General features: G+C 43.1%; 18 protein-coding genes. 7 read left to right on the forward strand and 11 right to left on the reverse strand.

The window, feature by feature from the left end; all coding sequences use genetic code 11:
• Window positions 1-39: 39 nt before the first annotated feature.
• Genes ACFQ1M_RS03435 through ACFQ1M_RS03460 form a run of 6 tightly spaced genes read right to left on the reverse strand, consistent with a single transcriptional unit; the run spans window position 40 to window position 5,864 of the window.
• Complete coding sequence (locus tag ACFQ1M_RS03435) at window positions 40-435, reverse strand: nuclear transport factor 2 family protein (RefSeq protein WP_386403900.1); 396 nt, start codon at window positions 433-435, stop codon at window positions 40-42.
• Window positions 432-899, reverse strand: a complete 468-nt coding sequence (locus ACFQ1M_RS03440; protein ID WP_386403903.1) for a DUF3291 domain-containing protein — start codon at window positions 897-899, stop codon at window positions 432-434. Before ACFQ1M_RS03440 ends, ACFQ1M_RS03435 begins: the two co-directional genes overlap by 4 nt.
• Before the next feature lie 12 nt (window positions 900-911).
• Window positions 912-1,493 carry a pyridoxine/pyridoxamine 5'-phosphate oxidase gene (locus tag ACFQ1M_RS03445; protein WP_386403906.1) on the reverse strand — a complete coding sequence of 194 codons (582 nt, stop codon included), beginning with the start codon at window positions 1,491-1,493 and terminating at the stop codon, window positions 912-914.
• 11 nt (window positions 1,494-1,504) lie between these two features.
• Window positions 1,505-2,842, reverse strand: coding sequence for a flavin-containing monooxygenase (locus ACFQ1M_RS03450; protein WP_386403909.1), 1,338 nt, complete (start codon window positions 2,840-2,842; stop codon window positions 1,505-1,507).
• 59 nt (window positions 2,843-2,901) lie between these two features.
• Complete coding sequence (locus ACFQ1M_RS03455; RefSeq protein ID WP_386403912.1) at window positions 2,902-3,357, reverse strand: GNAT family N-acetyltransferase; 456 nt, start codon at window positions 3,355-3,357, stop codon at window positions 2,902-2,904.
• Window positions 3,358-3,383: 26 nt separating this feature from the next.
• Window positions 3,384-5,864, reverse strand: coding sequence for a M14 family metallopeptidase (locus ACFQ1M_RS03460; protein ID WP_386403915.1), 2,481 nt, complete (start codon window positions 5,862-5,864; stop codon window positions 3,384-3,386).
• 120 nt (window positions 5,865-5,984) lie between these two features.
• Between ACFQ1M_RS03460 and bshC the strand changes: the two genes are divergently transcribed.
• Window positions 5,985-7,589 (forward strand): bacillithiol biosynthesis cysteine-adding enzyme BshC, encoded by a 1,605-nt coding sequence (bshC, locus tag ACFQ1M_RS03465; protein WP_386407050.1) that lies wholly within the window; start codon window positions 5,985-5,987, stop codon window positions 7,587-7,589.
• Here bshC and ACFQ1M_RS03470 read toward each other — a convergent pair.
• A complete protein-coding gene (locus tag ACFQ1M_RS03470; RefSeq protein WP_386403918.1) occupies window positions 7,586-8,131 on the reverse strand; it encodes a pyridoxamine 5'-phosphate oxidase family protein in 546 nt (181 codons plus the stop codon). The genes bshC and ACFQ1M_RS03470 overlap by 4 nt on opposite strands.
• 60 nt (window positions 8,132-8,191) lie before the next feature.
• The gene (locus tag ACFQ1M_RS03475) at window positions 8,192-8,896 is read right to left on the reverse strand and encodes a hypothetical protein (RefSeq protein WP_386403921.1); all 705 of its coding nucleotides are present in this window, start codon (window positions 8,894-8,896) and stop codon (window positions 8,192-8,194) included.
• Between the two features lie 134 nt (window positions 8,897-9,030).
• Between ACFQ1M_RS03475 and ACFQ1M_RS03480 the strand changes: the two genes are divergently transcribed.
• Entirely contained in the window at window positions 9,031-10,404 is a 1,374-nt protein-coding gene (locus ACFQ1M_RS03480) for a pyridoxal phosphate-dependent decarboxylase family protein (RefSeq protein WP_386403924.1), read from the forward strand.
• A 68-nt stretch (window positions 10,405-10,472) separates the two neighbouring features.
• A complete protein-coding gene (locus tag ACFQ1M_RS03485; RefSeq protein WP_386403926.1) occupies window positions 10,473-11,504 on the forward strand; it encodes a ThuA domain-containing protein in 1,032 nt (343 codons plus the stop codon).
• An 84-nt stretch (window positions 11,505-11,588) separates the two neighbouring features.
• Here the strand turns inward: ACFQ1M_RS03485 and ACFQ1M_RS03490 are convergent, their stop codons facing one another.
• Entirely contained in the window at window positions 11,589-12,533 is a 945-nt protein-coding gene (locus tag ACFQ1M_RS03490) for a cadherin repeat domain-containing protein (protein ID WP_386403929.1), read from the reverse strand.
• Window positions 12,534-12,758: 225 nt separating this feature from the next.
• On the reverse strand, window positions 12,759-14,726 hold the full coding sequence (locus ACFQ1M_RS03495) for a tetratricopeptide repeat protein (RefSeq protein ID WP_386403932.1): 1,968 nt from the start codon (window positions 14,724-14,726) through the stop codon (window positions 12,759-12,761).
• 103 nt (window positions 14,727-14,829) lie between these two features.
• On the opposite strand from ACFQ1M_RS03495, the gene ACFQ1M_RS03500 reads away from it, so the two are divergent.
• The 4 genes from ACFQ1M_RS03500 to ACFQ1M_RS03515 are packed head-to-tail and all read left to right on the forward strand — an operon-like array spanning window position 14,830 to window position 21,206.
• On the forward strand, window positions 14,830-16,860 hold the full coding sequence (locus tag ACFQ1M_RS03500) for a glycosyl hydrolase family 95 catalytic domain-containing protein (protein ID WP_386403935.1): 2,031 nt from the start codon (window positions 14,830-14,832) through the stop codon (window positions 16,858-16,860).
• A gap of 45 nt (window positions 16,861-16,905) precedes the next feature.
• On the forward strand, window positions 16,906-18,441 hold the full coding sequence (gene guaA, locus ACFQ1M_RS03505) for a glutamine-hydrolyzing GMP synthase (protein ID WP_386407053.1): 1,536 nt from the start codon (window positions 16,906-16,908) through the stop codon (window positions 18,439-18,441).
• A 12-nt stretch (window positions 18,442-18,453) separates the two neighbouring features.
• Window positions 18,454-20,667 carry a LysM peptidoglycan-binding domain-containing protein gene (locus ACFQ1M_RS03510; protein ID WP_386403938.1) on the forward strand — a complete coding sequence of 738 codons (2,214 nt, stop codon included), beginning with the start codon at window positions 18,454-18,456 and terminating at the stop codon, window positions 20,665-20,667.
• Complete coding sequence (locus tag ACFQ1M_RS03515) at window positions 20,667-21,206, forward strand: DUF922 domain-containing protein (RefSeq protein ID WP_386403941.1); 540 nt, start codon at window positions 20,667-20,669, stop codon at window positions 21,204-21,206. Before ACFQ1M_RS03510 ends, ACFQ1M_RS03515 begins: the two co-directional genes overlap by 1 nt.
• Here ACFQ1M_RS03515 and ACFQ1M_RS03520 read toward each other — a convergent pair.
• On the reverse strand, window positions 21,197-21,835 hold the full coding sequence (locus ACFQ1M_RS03520; protein ID WP_386403944.1) for a GDSL-type esterase/lipase family protein: 639 nt from the start codon (window positions 21,833-21,835) through the stop codon (window positions 21,197-21,199). The two genes, ACFQ1M_RS03515 and ACFQ1M_RS03520, sit on opposite strands and share 10 nt — an antisense overlap.
• Between the last annotated feature and the right edge of the window lie 14 nt (window positions 21,836-21,849).

The raw sequence follows: 21,849 nt of genomic DNA on the forward strand, positions 1-21,849 counted from the left end.
CTAAATAGTTCGGCGGGTTGAGCTTTGCGAGGAACTCGTTTAAGCCCCTTTCATCTTCATCAAAAACTCGCCCATCTTTTGGTGAACGATGTTTACCGCTTTTAGTGGGCGTACCATCACCTTGATGTCTTGCAGCTTCCCTTCATCATTGAAGGTGATCATGTCAATACCTTCAACGGTGATACCATCAATTTCGGTCTTGAATTCAAGAAAGGCGTTGTTGCCTTCGCACACTTCTCTCACGCATTGGAAATGGTCATTAGCGATAATGTTTCCTGCAGCGATGAGGTACATGCTCACGATCTTCTTTCCCTTTTGAGGCGTCCAGACCACCGGAGAATGCATTACCGCATCTTCAGCTATTAATTCATCTAGCTTAGAAAAGTCCCTATCACTCAAGAATTGATGCCATAAGGCAAGTCCTGTCTTACTCATGATGTTGATTGTAAATAGTTTTTAAGGTCTTCTGGGGTGAATTTGCTTTTAAAGCTGAAGGCATAAGGTGTTTCGCCATGTTGTCTCAGATACTTGAGTCGCTTCTTAGCCTCTTCAGGAGATGGGACATGTCCTTCCTCAACAAACCAAAGGGCCATGTGCATCTCTTTCATGTTGCTGAACCACTCTTTTTTTCGTCTAAATACCTCCACATGATCGGAGGCATAGACATACTCAAATAAGGCATTTCTATCCTTCCAAACCGACATGTTGATGATCAAAAAGTCATCTTCAAAAACTCTTATCGCCGTGGCGTTTTCACTTTCACCCTTTAGACGCCAAACAAAGCCATCGCTCTTATCTGCCAAAGCGTTTATACGGTCTAGATTATCCACAAAATCTTTCATCACTAGACTATCTATTGGAGCCAACATTCTGGCGATATTCAATTGTGCTAAATTCACTTTCTATCGATTTTAAGGTTGAATATATTGTGCGTCCCAACTGTCTTCTTGGATGGTATAGCATTCTCTAAGATGAAATCTACTTTCTTTGAACTCCATAAACTCTATCCGGGTAGGAGCAATGCTAAAACCACCCCAATCTTTTGGTCTAGCTATTTTTTCGTTTTCAAGTTCTTTTAACTTGTTAAAAAATATCGCTTTTAATTGATCGATCTCTTTGATCTCCATTCCTTGTTCACTGATCAGACTCACTACTTTGGAAGCCTGGTTGCGCTCATCAAAGTACACAGATGCCAAATCGGAAGAAATTTCCGAAGCGATGCCCTGAACACGGATCTGTCGTAGGGTAGCTTCCCACCAAAAGGTAAGGGCCACTTCTGGCTTGGCCTTTATTTCTTTACCTTTTAAGGATCCCAACGGACCGGTAATGATAAAGTTCCCATGCCGCACCTCCTTTAGCGAAAGGAAACGTGCATTGGGAAAGCCGTCCAGACCAAGGGTCGAAAGGCAGCAAGCAGAGGGTATGCTAGCTTTGCTTTTTACCAACTCCTCTTTGTACCATTGGTTGAATTTCTCTATCGGATGGGTCATCATACACAATTGATCTAAGAGGCTTCGGTAAATTGATTTCTGGGCTGCTTCGAAATGTAGTCTTTTGGTAAATGTTTCAGCAAACTTTTTCTGAATAAGCCATAATCTACGGTGATGGTATGTCTTGGAGTGGCGATTTGCTTATAATGAGGGTGGGTCACCTCGCGTTCACATAAGGCTTTAATATTCTTTGGGCGTTGCCATTTTCCGGCGAGTTCTCGGGCCATGATCTTACTTTGTAACTCAGCACCAGGCCAAATGCAACCCAAGGGTTGGAACATACCGATAAAGTAGAGGTTTTGGTATTCTGGATGGAACATTTTCAAATACAATGGGACATCCCCTTCACTATAATCGATAAACTCTTTATCGAAAAAGGGATGTGTCAGCACAAAGCCAGTACAAGCAACCACCGAATCAAACGCTTCTTTTGACCCGTCCCTAAAATGCACCATTTCTCCTTCAAAACGTTCGATATCACCTTTTGGGTGCACTTTGCCATGACGTAATTTGTATAACAACTCATCATTGATCGTTGGGTGGGTCTCTCCAATTTTAGTCTCTGGCTTTGGTAAGCCATAGAGTTCATTTTTTCCCAGAAGGAGATTCATCATTCTATCATTTAGAAACTGACGTAGCTTTAAGGGGAGCCAGTTGGTGCGAGATGCAAATACATCTGTGGGGAGTCCAAAGATGAATTTTGGAATGATGCGATACCCTCTTCTCCACGAAATCACGGTCTTTTTACTCACCCTGCTCGTTTCTACAGCGACGTCGCAGGCAGAGTTTCCGCCACCGATAACGAGCACCCGTTTACCTTTAAAAGGAGCGGCCTTCTTATAGTGATGCGAATGTAAATATTGGCCAGTAAAGGTCCCTGGGTACGATGGCCAGCGTGGTTGCCAGTGGTGACCGTTGCAAACGACGAGGTCGGTAAAGATTTCTGTATGAGAAATTCCGTCTTTCTCGGTGGTCACCTCCCAGGAATTATCATCGATTCGTTCGCAATGTTTTACCAGCGTGCCGAACTGGATATATTGGTGGAGATCGAAATGTTTGGCGTAGGCCTGAAAATATCTTCTTAACTCGTCATGTGATGGATAATCGGCAACGCTCCTATCAAAATCGTCAAAGGTAAAATCATCATACTGGGATAGCGTCTTGGAACTTATGATATGCGTGGTCTCAAAAACGCTGCTATGACTTTCTTCTTCGGAGTATATCCAGTTACCCCCAACCTCATGATTGCGATCATAGGCAATGACCTCAATGTTCTGATCCACTAAGTTTTTTATAGCCGTGATGCCTGAAGGGCCGGCACCAATAACACATGCTTTTCTAGAATTATTCATCCCCTAAAGATAGGAGTTGTGCGTGATTTTTAAAAGAACTGTGGCAACAGCTCAGTTTTTTATTTAAAATGCAGTTTCATGCCTTCATGGGAGGGTCTAAAGCCTAAGCCTTCATAGAACTTGATCGCCTCGGGTCTTTTTTTGTCCGTGGTAAGTTGTAATACATGAGCGTCGCGTTCTTTTGCACGTGCAATGGCCCATTCGAACATTTTCTTGCCAAGACCAAGTCCCCGATGGTCTTTCCTGACTCTTACGGCTTCGATCTGTGCTCTGATACCTCCTTGATAGGTGAGATATTGAATAAAGGATAATTGTAGTGTTCCTATGATTTCTTGATGCTCGCTTTCAAGCACGATCAACTCCTGATTGGGATCATTGCTGATCTTCTCAAAAGCTTGCCTGTATGCTTTCGGGAGTGGAACTTTAAAATTTTCACGCTGGCTACCCAACTTATCGTCGGTGATCATTTTCACGATCGAGATGATATCGTCTGCTATTGCCTGTCGGAATTTCATATAATGAATGACCTTGCGCTCAACTTTTATATCCTAAATTTATTATTATTGGTAAAAAAGATGGCATTGGCCAAAAAGAGCTTTCCATTCTCCCAAAAACTTCTAAACAGCGGATTATCTACCATATAGATCATACTGCCGCTTCCTATGCGCTCCTCACCGAATAAAAGGGAATTCTCTTGTTTTTTTACCACATTGGACCCTGCAAATCCTGAAACCGGACGCGCATTATCTCCTAAATAACCGACATTGTAACCGCTGTTCAAAAATTGGTAGGCGCTGCCGTGTAGTTTTAAGGTGAAATAGTGATCCTCATATCCAAAGGCTAAGGGATGCGTGGTGTCGATCTTCGCCTTAAAGACACTTCCGGTGATGAGTTCCTTGATATAGTCGCGCTCTTGTTGCGCATAGGATAATAATTGATTGGTTTCGCTTTCATCATTGTCACCATTCTTTTTCTTAAGTTGGAAACCCTCCTTATCCGCAAAACTCTTTAAGGCATTCCCGATTGCGATGAGTTTGCCGCCATTTCTAACCCATGATTTCAGACCATTGAGCTGGTCTTTTTCAAGAAAATCTCCATACCAGCCATTGGGCATGATCAATACATCAAATTGGCTTAGATCAATGCGGCTAGCATAGCTTGTATCCAGAATCGTTAATGGGTAGTGCAGTTGTGTTTCAAAGAAGTGCCAGATCTCACCAAAACTCAGCGAAGAAACGCCATCACCACTTAAGATGGCCACACGATTGTTGTTCACTAATTTAACGTTGGGCGATCCAAAATCGGCGCCTTTATCTACAAAGCCAGATTTCACCGGTGTTATAGAACGGTCAAGGTCGTTGGCGATATCAATAACGACCTTGTCGAAACCTCCGAGATGCTTGTTGTCTCCACGCACGATTATCAATGAACCGCGGTCATAGTCCGCTCCCTCTGCAGTGAATGGAACTTCAGTGAATCGCACTTTGATGCCTTGTTGTAAGAGTTGCCCAAGAAATTCCGCATCTTTTACGCTATTCCATTTGGACACATAGGCATAACTATTGGGGGCAGCAATATCTTTTTTAGCTGTGACCTGCTTTTTCTGGGCATTGACTTGACCCTGCGAGGCGATCGCCTGCAATCCATAGGCATACGGCAATCCCCAGGCAGTGATGTCATAAGTTAAGGAATCAACGAGCTTGGATTGTGGCTCAAATAATACCTTTACCATTTGCCCTTTTGGTTGATTGGTAGATACAACCAGATCATTCGAGGTGGTATTCATGCTTCCAGTCGTGTTTTTGATATAATCGAAACCGCTGACTCTGCCACCATTGGCATAACCGTATTGTATTTCGTGTTTGTCCAGCAACTCTTTAACCGAGGCGAGTCTATCGTTATTTCCACGAAGCACATAGCTTTTATATCTCGCATTTCTAGTGGCGAAGAACTTTCTAAACTCCGTATTGAGTTTTGCAGCGTTCTTGGACGAGATCTCTACCGTAGACAATCCGGTAGTGGTGTGATGCGCTATACGATCGATCAATGTCAACTCAATGCCCTCGTCATTGATGATGCCCAATCCTGCTCTTCCGTGACCTGCCTGTTCATAGGTCATTCCAATAGCTCCAAGATAGGTTGGATAGGTATCTCCATAGCTTGGATAGAATAGATCGAAGCGTTCACGAGTAAAATAAAGCCAGCCTTCCTTATCGAAATATTTGGCGTGATTCTTCCCGATCTGTGTTTGAAAATCGCGTTGCCAATTGGTGATCACCTCATGAAAGGGCTCCGCTGCTGGTGCGAAGTAATAAGGTTCATTGATGCCTTGTTCATGAAAATCTACATGGATGTGAGGCAACCACTTATTATAAATTTTCAAGCGTTGTTGCGTCTCTACTTGTGTTGCCCATGCCCAATCGCGATTCAAGTCAAAAAGGTAATGGTTGGGTCTTCCACCAGGCCAAGGCTCATGATGTTCTTTTGCGGCCTGAGTGGAATTATAAGGTCGGCTTCGTACCTGCTTATACCAATTAACGTAGCGGTCGCGTCCATCTGGATTGATGCAGGGGTCGATGATCACCAGCGTATTGGCTAGCCAAGCTTGTTTTTTGGAGACCAGCTCGTACAATGTTTTCATGGAGGCTTCTGTACTACTGCTCTCATTTCCATGAACATTATAGCTCAACCAGACGATAGCGATATCATCATTTTTTGGACCATTTTCAATACCTGCATTGCTGAGATTGGCCTTTCTGATCGTTTCAAGGCGATCTATGTTTTGTTGAGAAGAAACATAGGCCACTTGCAGCAGTCTACCTTCATTGGTCTTTCCATATTCCTCTAAGGTCACGTTATCCAATTGCGAAGCAACATAGCGATAGTAATCTACTACCTGATGGTGACGAGTGAATTGGGTACCGAGGGGATAGCCTAAAAATTCATCTGGCGATTTTACCGATTGTGCGACCGTTGCCACAGTTAATAACAAGGAAAGAAATAGTAATGAAATGCTTCTCATGATCTGTTTTATTGTAACTCAAATCTAAGGATTTCTTAACAGGAAAAGGCATCTTAACGAATTTTTGGGAATTGGAATTTGCTAGAAATGTATCTTTACATGAAATTTGAACGACTAGCTATGCCAAGTGACTGTATTCCGTTTAAAGAAACAGGATATTTTTCTGCACTCATCTGTGATTATTTAGACCAAAAGGAGACACTACGGCCTTTTTATGATCGGTTTCCCAAGATTGAAAATTTTGAAGGGCAGATCGCAGAAAAGCAGGCTTCTTTCGCTACCGAAACCAGAGAAGTTTTGGTCACGGCACTGCTGAAACAGCACAAATCTGTAAAAAATAATTCCCCACAGAGCCTTGAAAATATCAAGTTGCTTAAAGACTCCAACGCATTTACCGTAACCACCGGACATCAGCTGAATTTGTTCACCGGACCGTTGTATTTTCTGTATAAGATCATCGCTACCATCAACCTTACGAAGGAGTTGAAAAAAGCATACCCTGATCAGCATTTTGTGCCTGTATATTGGATGGCCACAGAGGATCACGACTTTGAGGAGATCAATAACTTCAATTTCAAGGGAAAGAAATTTCAGTGGAACCGAAGTTCCAAAGGGGCGGTCGGGAGGTTGACTACCGAGGGTCTTGATGAGGTCTTTGCCCTATTCTCGCAAGACTTGGGAATCGGAGACAATGCAGAAAGGCTAAAGGAGCTTTTTGAGAATAGCTATCTGGCGCATGATGATTTGGCCGCTGCCACAAGATATTTGGCCAATGAATTTTTTGGAGAACACGGACTCGTCATTGTCGATGGTGACGACGCTGATTTAAAACAGCTGTTCGTTCCTTATGTCAAGGCAGAACTTACAAGAAAGGTGTCTTTTGAGGAAACTTCTAAAACTGTTGATCGACTCAACCAACTTCCAGATGACTATAAAGTTCAAGTGAATCCTCGCGAGATCAACCTGTTCTATTTGGAAGCGGGACTTCGCGAGCGGATCATTGAGAACGAGGGTGATTTTGTAGTGAATGACACAGCTATTCGATTTACAAAACAGGAACTATTGAAAACGGTCAAAGACCATCCCGAGCGATTTTCGCCCAATGTGATCCTAAGACCACTATTTCAAGAGGTGATCCTGCCAAACCTATGTTATATTGGTGGTGGCGGAGAGTTGGCCTATTGGTTAGAATTAAAGGCGATGTTCGAGGCTTTCAAAGTACCCCTCCCCATGTTATTGCTGCGGAATAGCGCACTCATCGCATCCAAAAAGCAGGTAAAAAAGCTTCAAAAACTGAACTTGCCCATAGAACGTTTATTTTTAGATCGTCATTCCTTCATCAACCGCAGAGTGAGAGAGATCAGTGATATCGAAATCGATTTTTCTAGGCAAAAGGAACATTTACAGCAGCAATTCGAGGAGATGTACCGTTTGGCGGAACAAACGGATAAATCGTTCATAGGGGCTGTAAAGGCCCAAGAAGTGAAGCAATTAAAGGGATTGGATGCTTTAGAGAAGCGATTGTTGAAGGCTCAGAAGCGGAAATTAAAGGACGAAATTACCCGAGCGACCGATCTACAAGAGCAACTGTTTCCCTTTCAAAGTCTACAAGAGCGCAACGTCAACTTTTCAGAAATGTATTTGGAATATGGCGATGGTCTTTTCGACGCTCTGTTTGAGGAGTTGAGACCACTGGAAGGAATGTTTCGGGTCATCACCCTTTAAGGAGCAATATAATTTCCTTTCCAAGTATTATCGTCGGTCTTCCTAAATTCCACGCGGATGTGATTGGGATTTTTCAGATGCAGATATTCTATTTTTTCGGGACGTATCTTAATGACGGAGAAATAACTGATCGTGTCTAAATAATCCACTTCATCTGGATTTTTGATCTCCTGTCCTGGGGATACCGAAGTCGTATAGTCCTTTCTAGCTTTTTTAGGTATCTTTTTCCAAAGTAGGGATAGTTCTTGGTCATCCCTAACCAAATGAGCTGTCGCCTTCACACTTACCTGAAGCGATTTTTCCGGGTTGAAGAACAGAAGGCTCACTTTATTGTTCTCAGTGATGTGGGTGATCTTTTTTGACCTACGGTCGGTATAAATGAACATATTCATATCTTCGTCCATATCCCTGAGAACGACCGTACGTAATCGTGGGGTATTGTTGAATCCAACGGTTGCCAATGTAAAGTATCTATAGGGATGCGACTTGTCTTTAAGCGCAATTTTCAGGTCTTTGATAATGGAAGCGAATATAACATCCATGGTTATTAGAAGTTGTTGGTTGCTGTATAAAGTTACGGATTTTTAAACTTTAATAATAGGCTATTGTCCGACATCTTTTAGATATTCTTTAAGCGTTTCTGTTGTGGCTTTATATTCTTGCAAGTTGAACTTTATATCATTGGCCATCATGATTTTTTCGTTGGTGGCTGCGATATTTCGATTCAATCGTATGATCAAGGTGTCTCTCGCAATGCTATCTCCCAATTGATATCTTATCACACTGGTAATAAGCCCCTTCTGAATGTTGTCGAAAGTCACATATTGATTCACATTATCCTCAAGAGTGGCTTCTTGTCCATAGACCACCGAGGAGCCGCCGTAAAAAGCAGAATGCGCTACGAGGAGTAAAAAGACAGCCTTAAGATTATCGTTTATCTGATTCCAACCTTTGGGTGTTATGTAGAGCAAGAGCGCAGCCACCAGAATCGAGCAGATCATCAACATGGTGACGGTCATGTATCGAAATCTAAAAGTATTCAAAGCTATTTCTTCGTGATGCTTTTTGTGACCATCAGCGATGGCAAGTACTTCTAAGGTCTTGGCACGTTGTATTTCGGGGAGGTTTCCCTTCTCAACGATGGCCGAGTAGAGGGTCGCATTATCTTCATAGGGTTGGAAAGAAGTGGCAGCGATGTCTTTGGCCAAATTTCTAAAATATCCAGCTAGCAGTTGTAATGAAATAAAAATAAGGACAAAAAGCAATAAGGTGATGCGATACTTTTTTAAGGATTCAAGGATGGTCATGGTTGAAGTGATTGGTGTTGAATATTACAAAATTACTGAAAAAGAGGCGTTTATAGGACTTGTTCAAAATATATTCGTTAGGCCGATTTCGTTTGATGATAATTGGTAATACCTTTGTTAAAAAGGACAAGAGCATGCATGCAGTAGATATAGATCTGGTAGAAATGACATTGGATGTGATGAAATATGCCATAAATAGGATCACACACCGAACTCCAGAATTAGGAAAACCGAAGAAATATGAGGAGTTAAGGGCATTGGTGGGCGATACGATCACTTCCAACGGCATTGGGGGCGAACGTGCTTTCGAATTATTTCGGGATGTTTTGGCAAAGGCGACGGTTCCCATCGATCATCCGAGACATTTGGCCTTTGTGCCAGCAGCACCTACGCGCGCGGCGATCATGTTCGATCTGGTGACTTCGGCCAGTAGTGTTCACGGTGCTTATTGGATGGAAGGCGCCGGCGGCATTTTCGCAGAAAATGAAGCCATGCAATGGCTTGTATCCCTGACAGGGCTACCCGCCGGCGCCTTCGGCGTTTTCACTAGCGGCGGTACCGCTGCCAACCTATCGGCAATGGTCACCGCACGTGAGCACTGGCGTGCCAAAGACGAAAGTAATATTGGAGAAAAAGCACTGATGATCACTTCGATAGGAGCACATTCTTCCATAAAGGCCATGGCTAAAGTTATCGATGCCGATGTGCTTCTTATAGATTCCGAAGAAGAACTAAAAGGCAACGAGCTGCAAGAGGCCATCAAGGGGTTATCTCCACAAGAGCGAAAGCGCCTGTTTGCTGTAGTGGCCACTGGAGGAACGACCAATGCCGGTATTATCGATGACCTCGAGGGAATAGCGGCTGTTTGTAACAAAGAGGCCATTTGGTTTCATGTAGATGCCGCCTATGGAGGCGGAGCACTGGCTGCACCATCGGTAAGAGCGCAGTTCAACGGAATCGAACAAGCAGACAGCATCACCATCGATCCACACAAATGGTTGTTCTCCCCCTATGATTGTGGAGCCATTATCTATAGAAATCCTGAGCTTGCAAAGAAAGCACACGAGCAAGAAGGATCTTATTTAGAGATCTTTAAAGATGAGGGCGCTAAAGGATTTAATCCTGCAGACTATCAAATTCAGCTAACAAGAAGGGTGCGTGGCTTACCTTTATGGTTCTCATTGGCCATGCATGGTACCGAAAAATATAGTTGGGCAGTAGAAAAGGGAATCGAGTTGGCTCAGTTGGCAGGAAAGATGATTCAGGCAGATGATCATGTCGAATTGGTTCGAGATCCTAGTCTTTCCTGTGTGCTTTTCAGAAGATTGGGCTGGGAGCCCGAAGATTATCGCAACTGGACCTACAAGAATCACAAAGAAGGCATCGCCTTGGTCACACCTACTAAATGGCGTACAAGGGATGGCTTTGAAACGGTCGCACGCTTTTGTTTTATCAATCCGCATACCACGGACAATGATATTCGTTTGATCTTGGATACCATGAAGTAGCACGAAGTTTTGAGGACTATATGATCCTTTTTGAATTTTTATAGCGTATATCAATAAACTATATTGCTATGAAAATCAAACTTCTTCTTTTGTTAATGGCCCTTTCCAACCTTTGTTTCGCGCAATACAGGGTCTTAGTGTATCATGAAACCAACGGGTTTAGGCATGGGTCCATCAATGCTGGGATTCAAATGTTCGAAGACTTAGGCGCCATAGACAATCGCTGGACGGTAGATAATTCGCAAAACTCCAATGTGTTCAATGCTACCAATCTAGCGCAATACGACGTGGTGGTCTGGTGCAATACCTCTGGGAACAATTTACTTAATGCAAGCGAACGTACGGCGTTCGAAAACTATATCACCAGCGGAGGCGGTTTTGTCGGGATCCATGCAGCGACCGACACTTATCGGGATGGCTCTTGGCCTTTCTATAACGAACTTGTCGGGGCTATTGTGCAAACAAGCCCCAATCATACCAGCAACAATTTCAATGCTACCATGGATGTCGAAGATACGACGCATCCAACGGTTTCGCATTTAGGTACAACTTGGAATAAAAATGAGGAATATTATTATTGGGAACTCAATGGAGGTCAACTTAGCACAGACAACAACGTTCTTCTGCGCGTTCGAAGTACAGGCTCCAACTCGTACGATGCTCCCAGACCTATCACCTGGTACAAAACCTCCATGGTCGTCAATGGAACTTCTATCAGTGGTTTTAGGGCCTTTTATACGGCCTTAGGTCATAATAGTGGTGATTATAATGGAAATAGTGATTTTCGAACGATGATGGAAAATGCCGTACTATGGGCGGCGAACGACACGACCTTGTCAGTAGAAGGATTTCTTCCAGATGAAAAAGTAAGTGTATATCCAAATCCCGTAAAGGACATGCTGAGCATTTCTTTTGAAAATGAATTTGTTTTTGAACAGATCCAGTTCTATGACACGGCTGGTAAAAAAGTGAATGCCAGGATCGTTCATGAGTTAGATGATAGTATTCACTTTGACATCGGTACTTGGTCCGCTGGAGTCTATTTTTATCAGGTGAGGAACAAAGACCAAGTAATTTCAGGAAAGTTGATAAAGGAATAGAATAAAGAAAAAAGTAAGCCGAGACAGCGACAACTGTTTCGACTTACCCCTTGGTGATTGGACTGTTAGCAATTCAAATAACGATCAATCCCATTGTTTTTGTGTGGTGCTTAATCCCTGATATAGGAATAACACGGTCGCATTCACAGTAAGCGGCAAAGTGTTGGCGTTTTCATTGGCATATCGATAAGGACCTCCAGTCGTATTCCACGAGATGCCGCCAGCTGAATAGATGGCAAGATAACCAGTATCTGTGGTGGGGGTATCACTTCCTTTTAATACAAAATGATTGATGCCTCCAGAATGGGTTGGCAAGCTGCCGCCAAGGTCCGTATACCCATCTGCAATATCGGTGCTGGATTGTTTTATCTGTGTGCCATCGATATCAGTAGTACTATTTACACGATATTTAATGGCGAATACATAACTAGCATTGGGAATATTAACGCCATCATCATTCGCCCAAGTATAGCCAAGCGAGGTATTTCTTACACTGCTAGTTGTAGAATTGTAGTCGGCATCTGTAGTAGCACATTTGGATACCTCGTTCAGGCTGTTGGCCAAAGCGTCATACTCCTCTTGGGTGACTGCGATCCACTCTCCTGGGGTTGCATTTACATAAGAAGCTCTAGAAGCTGTTAGAAAGAAGGCGATATCGTCGATATTTCTTAGATCGATCTGTACGCTAGCGGTTGCGGTTTCTGAGGCATTGGCGACAGAAATATTGGCCTCAACCGTTGTAGTGCTTTCGAAATCAAATCTTGATGCATCAGCCACAGTCAGTTCTCCGCTGTCAGTGTCAATAGCCAGCGCCCCAGTGGGCGTCTGTGATGTGATGGTAAATACTAAACTTCCTGAGAGGTTGGTGCCGATCGTACCTAGAACGGTTCCGTTGGTTGGATTCTCATCGATGGTGATATTTAAGTCGGAAGCCGAAGGGCCTACGGGTCCTTCATCTTTGCTACATGACGAAAGAATGAAGATCGAGGTCAACAATAAAATTCCAGTGATTCTTTTTAGCGTTTTCATTTGTTATGGTTTTGTGGTTTATACTATGTGTGGTTTTGCGCGACTTGCCCTTAAAAGGTCTGCAGCCCTTAGGCGAGCAAGCCTCCACAAAACGGTTGGTCAACTAAATGACGAGACAAACATAAAACCCTGAAAATGAGAAATAAAAAAAGGAATGTGGACAAACAGTGGACGCCTTTTCGAGAAACAAGGACAAAAGGTGGACATCGCTCTAAAGCCTTGTTTTCAAAGGCTTAGCACAATGTCTTGAAGAGATTCATCAGTGGTGATATTCAGTTTTTTTCGAAGACGATAGCGCGCTTTTTTAATACCTTCTTGCGAAATATTGAGGATATTGGCGATTTCTTTAGAGGAAAGATTCATCTTTAACAAGGCCATCAAACGCAATTCATTTGAGGTGATACCGGGGAAATTCTTTTTAGCATTCGAACTAAAATCTTTGTGGACCTGCTCAAAATATCGAGCGAAATTCTCCCAGTTGTTATCGTCTTTAAGATCAAAATTGATGGTTCGTATCAATTGATGATAGCCACTTTCACCAATGGAAGATGCCTTGAGCGCTTCCGCTTGCTGCTTTAGCCCTTCGAGCACCTCGTTCTTCTTCGCCAAATGTAAGGCATGGGTGGTCAATTCCTTTCGTTTGAAGGCAAGTTCGCTATCTACCTTTTCCTTTTCCAGCTGATTGCGTTTTAGTTTTTGACGAAGACCGTATAAAAGAGACCCCGACAGCAATAACAATCCAGCGATGAGTATAATGAGTAAGATTCGTTCGCTCTTGGCCGCGCGTTGCTTTTGTTCCAATAACTCGATCTCTTTGTTCTTCAGTGCTAATTCTTGTTCTTTCTTGTCGGTCTCATAGATAGTTCGAAGCTCTTGGACTCGGTTTTGCTGTTCCTGACTATTGATAGAATCGTTGAGCACATGATGCTTTTTATAGAGATTCAAAGCTTCGTCACTCCTGCCTTGATGCTCTGCAATCGAGGCCAATGTCAAAGTAACTTCTGATTCCTGTTCGATATTCGCTATTTCTTTTGCTAGGTTCAATGCAATATTGGCGTGTTTTTTAGCCAGACCTAGTTGGTTCAGGGCATTGTGGGTCTTAGCCAAATAGTTGTGAGCTCTGATCTTCTCTTTGGTATACCCTTCCTCTGACTGATTTGCGATAGCCTTGGTCAATAATTCGTAGGATTTCGGGTATTCTTTCATTTTATAATAGGTCATCCCCATCATTGTTTGGGTGTGCGCCAAGCCCTTTTTATTGGATAGTGCCTTACGATAGTTAAGGGACCTCTCTAAATTGGATAAGGCCTCTTGATAGCGTTTCAATTGGATAAGACAAAATCCTTTGTCATGTAACATGCTGCTCAATACATATTTATCGCCATCTCTTTCTACGGCAGGAATGGATTTTTCGATATACTCCAACGCCTTCTCGTAGTCTTTCTGTCTTATTAGAATGGAGCTCATGCGATAATAGCCTCGCTCGATACCTTTTTGAAAATTAAGACGATCATATAATCGGATAGCTTCGAAAAGATGCTCTGCCGCCCGCTGCCGATGTCCCATTCTACTATAGACAAAGCCGATATTCTCGATGGACTTTGTATAGGCGATAGAATCTCCTAAGGATAGAAAGATGGCACCTGCATCTTTATACGTTTGTATGGCATCATAATAGTTGTCTTGTAAGCTTTGGATCACTCCGATCTGATTCAGGGCCGAAGCCTGCCCCCAAGCATGTTGGAGCTCTAAATTGATCTCATAGGCTTTCTCGAAACTGATCCTCGCAGAATCCAATTCCTTTTGATAGTAATAGACGATTCCCAAACAATTATAGGCACCAGCCACGCCTCGTGGACGATCGGTCTCTTCTGCCAACGCCATAGCTTTCCTAATGTACGATTTGGCTACCGTTGGGTCTGAAGGGCCGTATTGTATTCCTAGATCGTTATAAGCCTTGATCTTGGTAGTATCTTGGGTCTGTTCACTTCTTACCAGTGTCAATAGGCTGTCTACAATTTTATCGTTTTGCCCTTTTAGGAATAAAGAAATTAAAAGGAATATGAATGTGAGGGTACCTTTTTTCACCGTTGGAATTAGTTGTTGGTCAACTAAAGATACCAAAATTATCGAGATTCCCTCTCGTGAAAGACGCAGATGCAGAATACCACAGAAATCTCTAGGTTCATTCATTAGTTCTAGCAGAAAGCATAGGTGGTCGAATAGTTCTATGGCATTGCTTAGTTTTTTATATTTTAGTGAAGGTCAAAGACCAGTATCTCAAAACCGCCATATTATGAAACGAATGTTGACATCTTTGCTGATCCTCACTACCATATTTCTTCAAGCTCAAAACCTGTCCAAATCTCCCTGGCATATTCAGGCTGCGGATATCGACCCAACAAATTATTATGGGATTACCGTTGCGAATGGTATGGTTGGAATGGTATCATCTCCGCAGCCCTTAAAAGTTGATGAAGTCATTCTAAATGGAGTTTATGATTATTACCAACGAGGTCGTGTGAGCAATATTCTAAAGACCTTCAGTCATATGAACATGCATTTGGAAGTCGACGGACGAAGGATAGGACCAAAGGATATCTCTGGCTATGCTCAAACATTGGACATGAAAAAAGCCAAGCTCATCACTACTTTTGAAGTGGGGAACAATGTTTCGGTGAAACATGAATTGATGTCGTTGCGCAACCTTCCTTACACCGCTATGAGTATCATCGAGATAACCGCAAAGAGAAATGTCACGGTCATTCCCATCAATTATATCGAGGCACCTAATCATCTTTCTGATGTACGTAATTTGTATTCAGAGATCGATCGCCCACACGTGCTGATCCCATTGATGAGTTCAGTGGCGTTCAGTCCCGGCATGAAGAAAGTTGCCGCTTCAACCTCCTTTATATTCCCAGAAAAACATGGACAAGAGCCCAATATCATCCATGAGGACTGGGACTATAATATGCATTTGATGAAGTTTAAAAAGCAGCTGAAGGCCGGAGAGACCTATCGATTTGCTCTCGTTGGTTCTACGATCTCTTCGGTACATAATAATGATCCGCATAATGAGGCAGAACGTCTTACCATCTACGCCAAACTGGAAGGTATACAGCGTTTAGAATCGGGCCATATCAACGCATGGAATGACCTTTGGCAAAGCGACGTTCAGATAGAAGGAGATATCGAATCGCAACGAGCAGTGCGCTCGGCCTTATATCACCTATATTCCTTTGCAAGAAAAGGAACAGCCTATTCGCTTTCACCTATGGGTTTGTCTGGTTTAGGGTACAACGGACATGTTTTTTGGGATACCGAACTATGGATGTACCCTCCGCTTCTTGTTTTACAACCCGAGATCGCAAGATCTTTGCTGGAATATCGCTATGAACGTTTGGGTGCGGCCAAGGAAAATGCCTTTGCACACGGCTATGATGGTGCCATGTTTCCTTGGGAATCTGCCGAAGATGGTTCGGAAGATACGCCTGTTTGGGCCTTGACGGGCCCCTTTCAACAACACATTTCTGCCACTGTTGGCTGGGCCTTTTGGAAATATTATGAAGTGACCAATGATAAAGAGTGGCTTGCAACGCGTGGATATCCAGTTCTTAAAGAGGTAGCCGATTTTTGGAGCAGTAGGGTGGAACGTAAGGGAGCGGGACGCTATGAGATCAATAATGTGATCGGCGCAAATGAGTGGGAAGAGAATATCAATAACAACGCCTTTACCAACGGAATGGTCAAGACCGTTCTAGAATATGCCTCCTTAGCGGCCGAGCGATTAGGGAAAACTCCAAATCCCGATTGGCGCCATGTAGCGAAGAATATCCCAATTCTAAAGTTTCCAGACGGTACGACCAAGGAGAACGAAACCTATGATGGGGTGACCATAAAACAGGCGGATGTCAATCTTTTGGCATATCCTTTAAAAGTGGTGACCAAAGAGGAAGATATCCTAAAAGACTTAAAATATTACGAACCTCGCTTGGCTGTGGACGGTCCGGCAATGGGAGGCGCCATCCTTTCGGTCTTATATGCACGTTTGGGAAATGCGAAAAAGTCCTTTGAGATGTTCGTAAAAAGCTACAAACCAAACGAATTACCACCCTTTGGTGTGCTCGCCGAAACTGCAGGTGGCACCAATCCGTATTTTGCCACTGGTGCTGGCGGCACATTGCAAGCTGTAATTTTTGGCATAGGAGGCATAGAGATCACCGAGAGTGGCATTATGCAATTGGACACCAAACTTCCAAAAAAATGGAAATCCTTGACGATTACGGGGGTTGGTAAGGAAGAAAAAACCTTCACGAAAAATTAGGTTTTTGTTTCATTGCATAATCTGCGTTTAATGTTATTTTTGCGCATGCAACATGACAACGTACTCATTTTAGATTTTGGTTCGCAATACACCCAGTTGATTGCACGCCGCGTTAGAGAGCTGAATATCTACAGCGAAATAAAACCCTATAACCATCTCCCTGAAGATCTGGACCAATACAAAGCGGTCATTCTTTCTGGCTCGCCAGTATCCGTTAGAAATGAGGATGCCCTGCATCCGGACCTTTCCGGGATCAGAGGAAAAAAGCCATTGTTGGCAGTATGCTATGGAGCGCAATATCTTGCTCATTTCGGTGGTGGTAACGTGGCTCCTTCCAATACTAGAGAGTACGGTCGCGCCAACCTGTCCACCATTGCCAATGGAAATGTCCTTTTTCAAGGAATAGATGAAGGTTCTCAAGTATGGATGAGCCATAGCGACACCATCAAAGAACTCCCAACAGGTGCCATAAGACTGGCGAGTACGCACGATGTCGAAAATGCTGCGTTCATGATCAAAGGTGAAGATACCTATGGGATCCAGTTTCATCCAGAAGTGTACCACTCGAAAGATGGCAAGCGGTTATTGGAGAATTTCTTGGTAAGAGTTGCCAAGATCGAACAAGATTGGACTCCGGCTCATTTTGTAGAAGAGACCGTTGAAGAATTAAGGGAGAAGATCGCCTCGGAAAAGGTGGTTCTGGGACTAAGCGGAGGCGTGGACTCTACCGTTGCTGCGGTACTGTTAAATAAGGCCATCGGCAATCAACTACATTGTATTTTTGTAAATAATGGCCTGCTTAGGAAGAATGAGTTTCAAAATGTGTTGAAACAATATGAGGGGATGGGCCTCAATGTGAAAGGTGTAGATGCTTCGGCACGCTTTTTGGAAGCCTTAAAAGGAATTGAAGACCCAGAGAAAAAACGTAAAGCTATTGGAAATGCCTTTATCGAGGTCTTCGATGATGAGGCACATAAAATTGAAGATGCGAAATGGTTGGCACAGGGCACGATATATCCAGATGTGATAGAATCGGTCTCGGCTACTGGCGGTCCTTCGGCCACCATTAAAAGTCATCATAATGTAGGCGGTCTGCCAGATTTTATGAAATTGAAAGTGGTGGAGCCATTGCGCTCCTTGTTTAAGGACGAAGTTCGTCGGGTTGGGGCCTCTATGGGATTGCACCCCGAACTGTTAGGAAGACATCCTTTTCCTGGACCAGGACTCGGAATTCGTATCTTGGGTGATATCACTGCCGAAAAAGTGCGTATGCTGCAAGAGGTCGACCATATCTTTGTGCAGGGCCTCAAAGATTGGGGACTTTACGATAAGGTATGGCAAGCAGGAGCAATGCTCCTGCCAGTTCAATCCGTCGGTGTGATGGGAGATGAACGTACCTATGAAAAATGTGTAGCTTTAAGGGCTGTAGAAAGTACGGATGGAATGACGGCTGATTGGGTGAATTTGCCATACGAATTCCTTCAAAAAGTGTCCAATGAAATAATAAATAAAGTAAAAGGCGTTAATAGAGTAGTATATGACATCAGCTCAAAGCCGCCTGCGACCATTGAGTGGGAATAACCAAATTTTAGAATGAAAAAGATCTTATTTCTGTTAACGATGTGTCTGCTGTCCTTTTCTATTCAGGCGCAGACCGATTATAAAAGTCATACCGTAAAGGAAGGGGAGACGCTTATCTCTATTGCGCGTCTCTATAAATTGACACCGGCAGATATCTTGGAGCTCAATCCAGACCTTAAAGGGAAAGAGCTTTATCCAGGGGCCTATCTCATTATTCCTATAAACAAGGCCAAGGAGGTAGAACCGCCCCAAGAAGGAACGCCCGAGATTGAAAGGCCAATAGAAAAACCAATGCCAAAACCGCAGGAGGTGCAAGAACAGGAAAAGGTAGTTGAGCGCTTCATAAAGCATAAGGTGCGAAGAAAAGAGACGCTCTTTGGTTTGGCGCAGCGCTATGGGATCACTCAAGATGAGATAAAGAGATACAATCCTATTCTATATAAAGAACCGCTTAAAAAGCGCATGAAGCTACAAATTCCGCGTTTCAAAGAAGTCGAGGTCATAGAGGAGGTCACGGTGATCGATGGGGATACGCTTGCGATCACGGATCTTATGGATTATAGGGTGAAAGCAAAGGAGACCAAATGGAGTATCGCAAATAAAAATGGTATTACCATTGCCGAATTGGAGGCCTTAAATCCTGATATGGGACCGATATTACAGAAAGATTTTGTGTTGAAACTTCCAAAACCAAAGGATACATTGCCTATAGTTGACACCTTAGCTATTGATACGCCAAAGTTTATCGAATATATTGTGCCAAAGAAGCAGACCATGTATTCTTTGACGCGAGAGTACAAGATCACCCCTGCCAGATTGCTTGAGCTCAACCCGGAACTAAAGGATGGTTTAAAAGAGGGCATGGTGCTTCGAATTCCTTCCAAGCCAGCGAGTATTCAAGTTCCAATGCAAGTAAATGCAGAGAATTTCGTGTTCTATCATGTGCAGCCGAAAGACGGTTATTTTGCAATTGAACGCAAGACCGGTTTTAACGAGGAGAAGATCAAAGAATTTAATCCAGAACTGAATGAAAAAGGACTACATCCAGGGATGGTGCTAAAGATCCCGATCAATAGAGCTCAGGCTTTGGATGTGAAGAATTCCCTCGTCATGGTGCCATTCAATATTTTAGATAGCGTCCACGTAGGCAGCAAGACAAAGATCGCCTTTATGATTCCATTTAGGTTGAAGGATATGCGAATGGATTCCATAAAATTGGTCAAGGAAAAACTGTCGGGTTCCAGAAATCTATATACCGTTTCCTTGGACTTTTATTCTGGAGCTAAAATGGCGATGGAATATGCAAAAACATTGGGTATCTCTGTAGAAGCGCAGGTATTTGACACAGAAAGTAAGAGATCTACAGTTAACCAGATCTTGTCATCGGCCAATTTTGAAGGAACACAGGCGGTCATAGGGCCTTTGGTACCGGCAAATGTAGCTTTGGTAGCTAAACAACTGAGAGGACAAAATATCCCTATCATCTCACCCATCTCCAATAAAGAGATCCGGTCTGATGGTAATTTGTTTCTGTCCATGCCCACAGAATATGAGGTGAGAAGAAAAATGATCGCTTATATACAAGCACACAAAGAAGACAGAAAACTGTTGGTCATTTGTGATAAAGAACACGAGGCGATCAAAAAGATGCTGAAGGAAAAATTTCCCGAGGCAGAGTTTGTCGATGCTCGTGAAGGAGGATATATAAAACCAGAGGATGTAGAAGAGTTGATCAAGGAGAAAGAAGAAACATGGGTGATCTTAGAAACGAAGAATTTAGGTTTGATCACCAGTGCCGTCTCTGTTTTGAACTCTCAAAATGCAAATAAAGAGCTCGAAAAGGAGGTGAAGCTCTTTACTACTTTTAGAGGTGATGCATACGACAATGATAATGTTCCCAATGATTATCTAGCTGGCTTGAATTTTCATTTCCCTTCGGTGTCTTTTCCCTCGTATAGTGAGCAATTCAAAGGATTTGAGAAAAACTATAAAGAGGCCTATGCCATCTCGCCTAACGAGGATGCATCAAGAGGCTTCGACGTCACCATGGACGTGCTCCTAAGGTTGGCGTACAAGCAAGACCTTTTTGTTGCTGCCAACTATGTGGGTGAAACCAGATACTTCGAGAATAAATTCAACTATCAGAGAAACCCCATAGGTGGATACTATAACAATGCGGTTCATATCGTACAATACGACGGGTTGAATATCAAGGAGGTGAAGTAATGAAAAAGCTTTTATTCATCGCGATTTCTTTTTTTCTGTTGAATTCGTTCTCAATAGAGAAAGATGAGCGTATTGAATGGAGGGAGGACCGAAAGCTCACCTGGGCAGATTTTAAGGGAGCGCCAGACGAAGACACTCCCTATGCTGCGATCACGGCCTCAGGTCTCTACCATGAGTTTAGCGGGAAGATCAGGGCAGGAAAGGTAACATACAACAGCAAGGTGGTCTGCTATTTCCATCCTCAGGATTCTTGGTATAAAAAAGAAATGGCCTCAGAAAATCTCCTTGCACACGAGCAATTGCATTTCGATATCTCTGAATTACATGCTAGGCAATTGAGAAAGGCCATCCAAGCGTTCAACTTTACCAAGAACATGCAAAGCGAAATGGATGCATTGTACAAAAAGGCAAACTCAGATATGAAAGCCATGCAAACCCGCTACGATAATGAAGTTGATTTCTCCTTGAACAAAGAACAGCAAAAGGCGTGGCAAATAAAAATACAGAAGGAATTACAGAGACTTGTTGCTTACAAATAACTCTTAAAGGCCTCTTTCCAGATTCCATATCCTTTCGCGTTCATATGCAATCCATCCTCGATAAAGATATCTTTTAGAGGTTGCTTCTCTTTATCAAGCATGGCGTCCCAGATATTCAAATATTCAACGCCTTGTTTGCGTTTCGCCAATTTTTCCAAAAGTCTATTCAATTGTAAATAGTCGTCTTTTAGATGCCATCGTACGAGGCTCGGTTTTGCAGAAATGATCACAAATTGGGTGAAAGGAAGCTTCCGTTGCAACTTTCGGACCAATCGCCTCATATGCCTGAACGTCTTTTTTGCCGATTTGCCTCTGGCAATATCGTTGTCTCCCTCATAAATAAAGACTTTTACCGGGTAAAAGCGCAGCACCAGTTGCTCTCTGTAGAAGATCAGGTCGCTGGTTTCAGAACCGCCAAAACCTGTGTTGATGATATTTCTGCCAGGGAAGTCTGTTTGAAGATGATGCCACATTCTGATGCTAGAACTTCCGGTAAAGACGATTGCGGAGTCTTTGGGTTGCACGTTAGGATACATCGTAATCAACGCATTCACCTCCTCTTCAAATTCTTGGGAAAATGAAAGAAAAGATAGAAAAAACAGGCCGGTTGCCAAAAATGCTCTGAACATATAAAAAAATGTTT

Source organism: Sungkyunkwania multivorans (genome assembly GCF_042675645.1).
Lineage (GTDB): Bacteria > Bacteroidota > Bacteroidia > Flavobacteriales > Flavobacteriaceae > Sungkyunkwania > Sungkyunkwania multivorans.

What these genes read in the sequence shown, in the direction of transcription:
- ACFQ1M_RS03435 (WP_386403900.1), bottom strand. Translation starts at nt 435, where the DNA reads ATGAGTAAGACAGGACTTGCCTTATGGCATCAATTCTTGAGTGATAGG.
- ACFQ1M_RS03445 (WP_386403906.1), bottom strand. Translation starts at nt 1,493, where the DNA reads ATGATGACCCATCCGATAGAGAAATTCAACCAATGGTACAAAGAGGAG.
- ACFQ1M_RS03450 (WP_386403909.1), bottom strand. Translation starts at nt 2,842, where the DNA reads ATGAATAATTCTAGAAAAGCATGTGTTATTGGTGCCGGCCCTTCAGGC.
- ACFQ1M_RS03455 (WP_386403912.1), bottom strand. Translation starts at nt 3,357, where the DNA reads ATGAAATTCCGACAGGCAATAGCAGACGATATCATCTCGATCGTGAAA.
- ACFQ1M_RS03460 (WP_386403915.1), bottom strand. Translation starts at nt 5,864, where the DNA reads ATGAGAAGCATTTCATTACTATTTCTTTCCTTGTTATTAACTGTGGCA.
- bshC (WP_386407050.1), top strand. Translation starts at nt 5,985, where the DNA reads ATGCCAAGTGACTGTATTCCGTTTAAAGAAACAGGATATTTTTCTGCA.
- ACFQ1M_RS03470 (WP_386403918.1), bottom strand. Translation starts at nt 8,131, where the DNA reads ATGGATGTTATATTCGCTTCCATTATCAAAGACCTGAAAATTGCGCTT.
- ACFQ1M_RS03475 (WP_386403921.1), bottom strand. Translation starts at nt 8,896, where the DNA reads ATGACCATCCTTGAATCCTTAAAAAAGTATCGCATCACCTTATTGCTT.
- ACFQ1M_RS03480 (WP_386403924.1), top strand. Translation starts at nt 9,031, where the DNA reads ATGCATGCAGTAGATATAGATCTGGTAGAAATGACATTGGATGTGATG.
- ACFQ1M_RS03485 (WP_386403926.1), top strand. Translation starts at nt 10,473, where the DNA reads ATGAAAATCAAACTTCTTCTTTTGTTAATGGCCCTTTCCAACCTTTGT.
- ACFQ1M_RS03490 (WP_386403929.1), bottom strand. Translation starts at nt 12,533, where the DNA reads ATGAAAACGCTAAAAAGAATCACTGGAATTTTATTGTTGACCTCGATC.
- ACFQ1M_RS03495 (WP_386403932.1), bottom strand. Translation starts at nt 14,726, where the DNA reads ATGAATGAACCTAGAGATTTCTGTGGTATTCTGCATCTGCGTCTTTCA.
- ACFQ1M_RS03500 (WP_386403935.1), top strand. Translation starts at nt 14,830, where the DNA reads ATGAAACGAATGTTGACATCTTTGCTGATCCTCACTACCATATTTCTT.
- guaA (WP_386407053.1), top strand. Translation starts at nt 16,906, where the DNA reads ATGCAACATGACAACGTACTCATTTTAGATTTTGGTTCGCAATACACC.
- ACFQ1M_RS03510 (WP_386403938.1), top strand. Translation starts at nt 18,454, where the DNA reads ATGAAAAAGATCTTATTTCTGTTAACGATGTGTCTGCTGTCCTTTTCT.
- ACFQ1M_RS03515 (WP_386403941.1), top strand. Translation starts at nt 20,667, where the DNA reads ATGAAAAAGCTTTTATTCATCGCGATTTCTTTTTTTCTGTTGAATTCG.
- ACFQ1M_RS03520 (WP_386403944.1), bottom strand. Translation starts at nt 21,835, where the DNA reads ATGTTCAGAGCATTTTTGGCAACCGGCCTGTTTTTTCTATCTTTTCTT.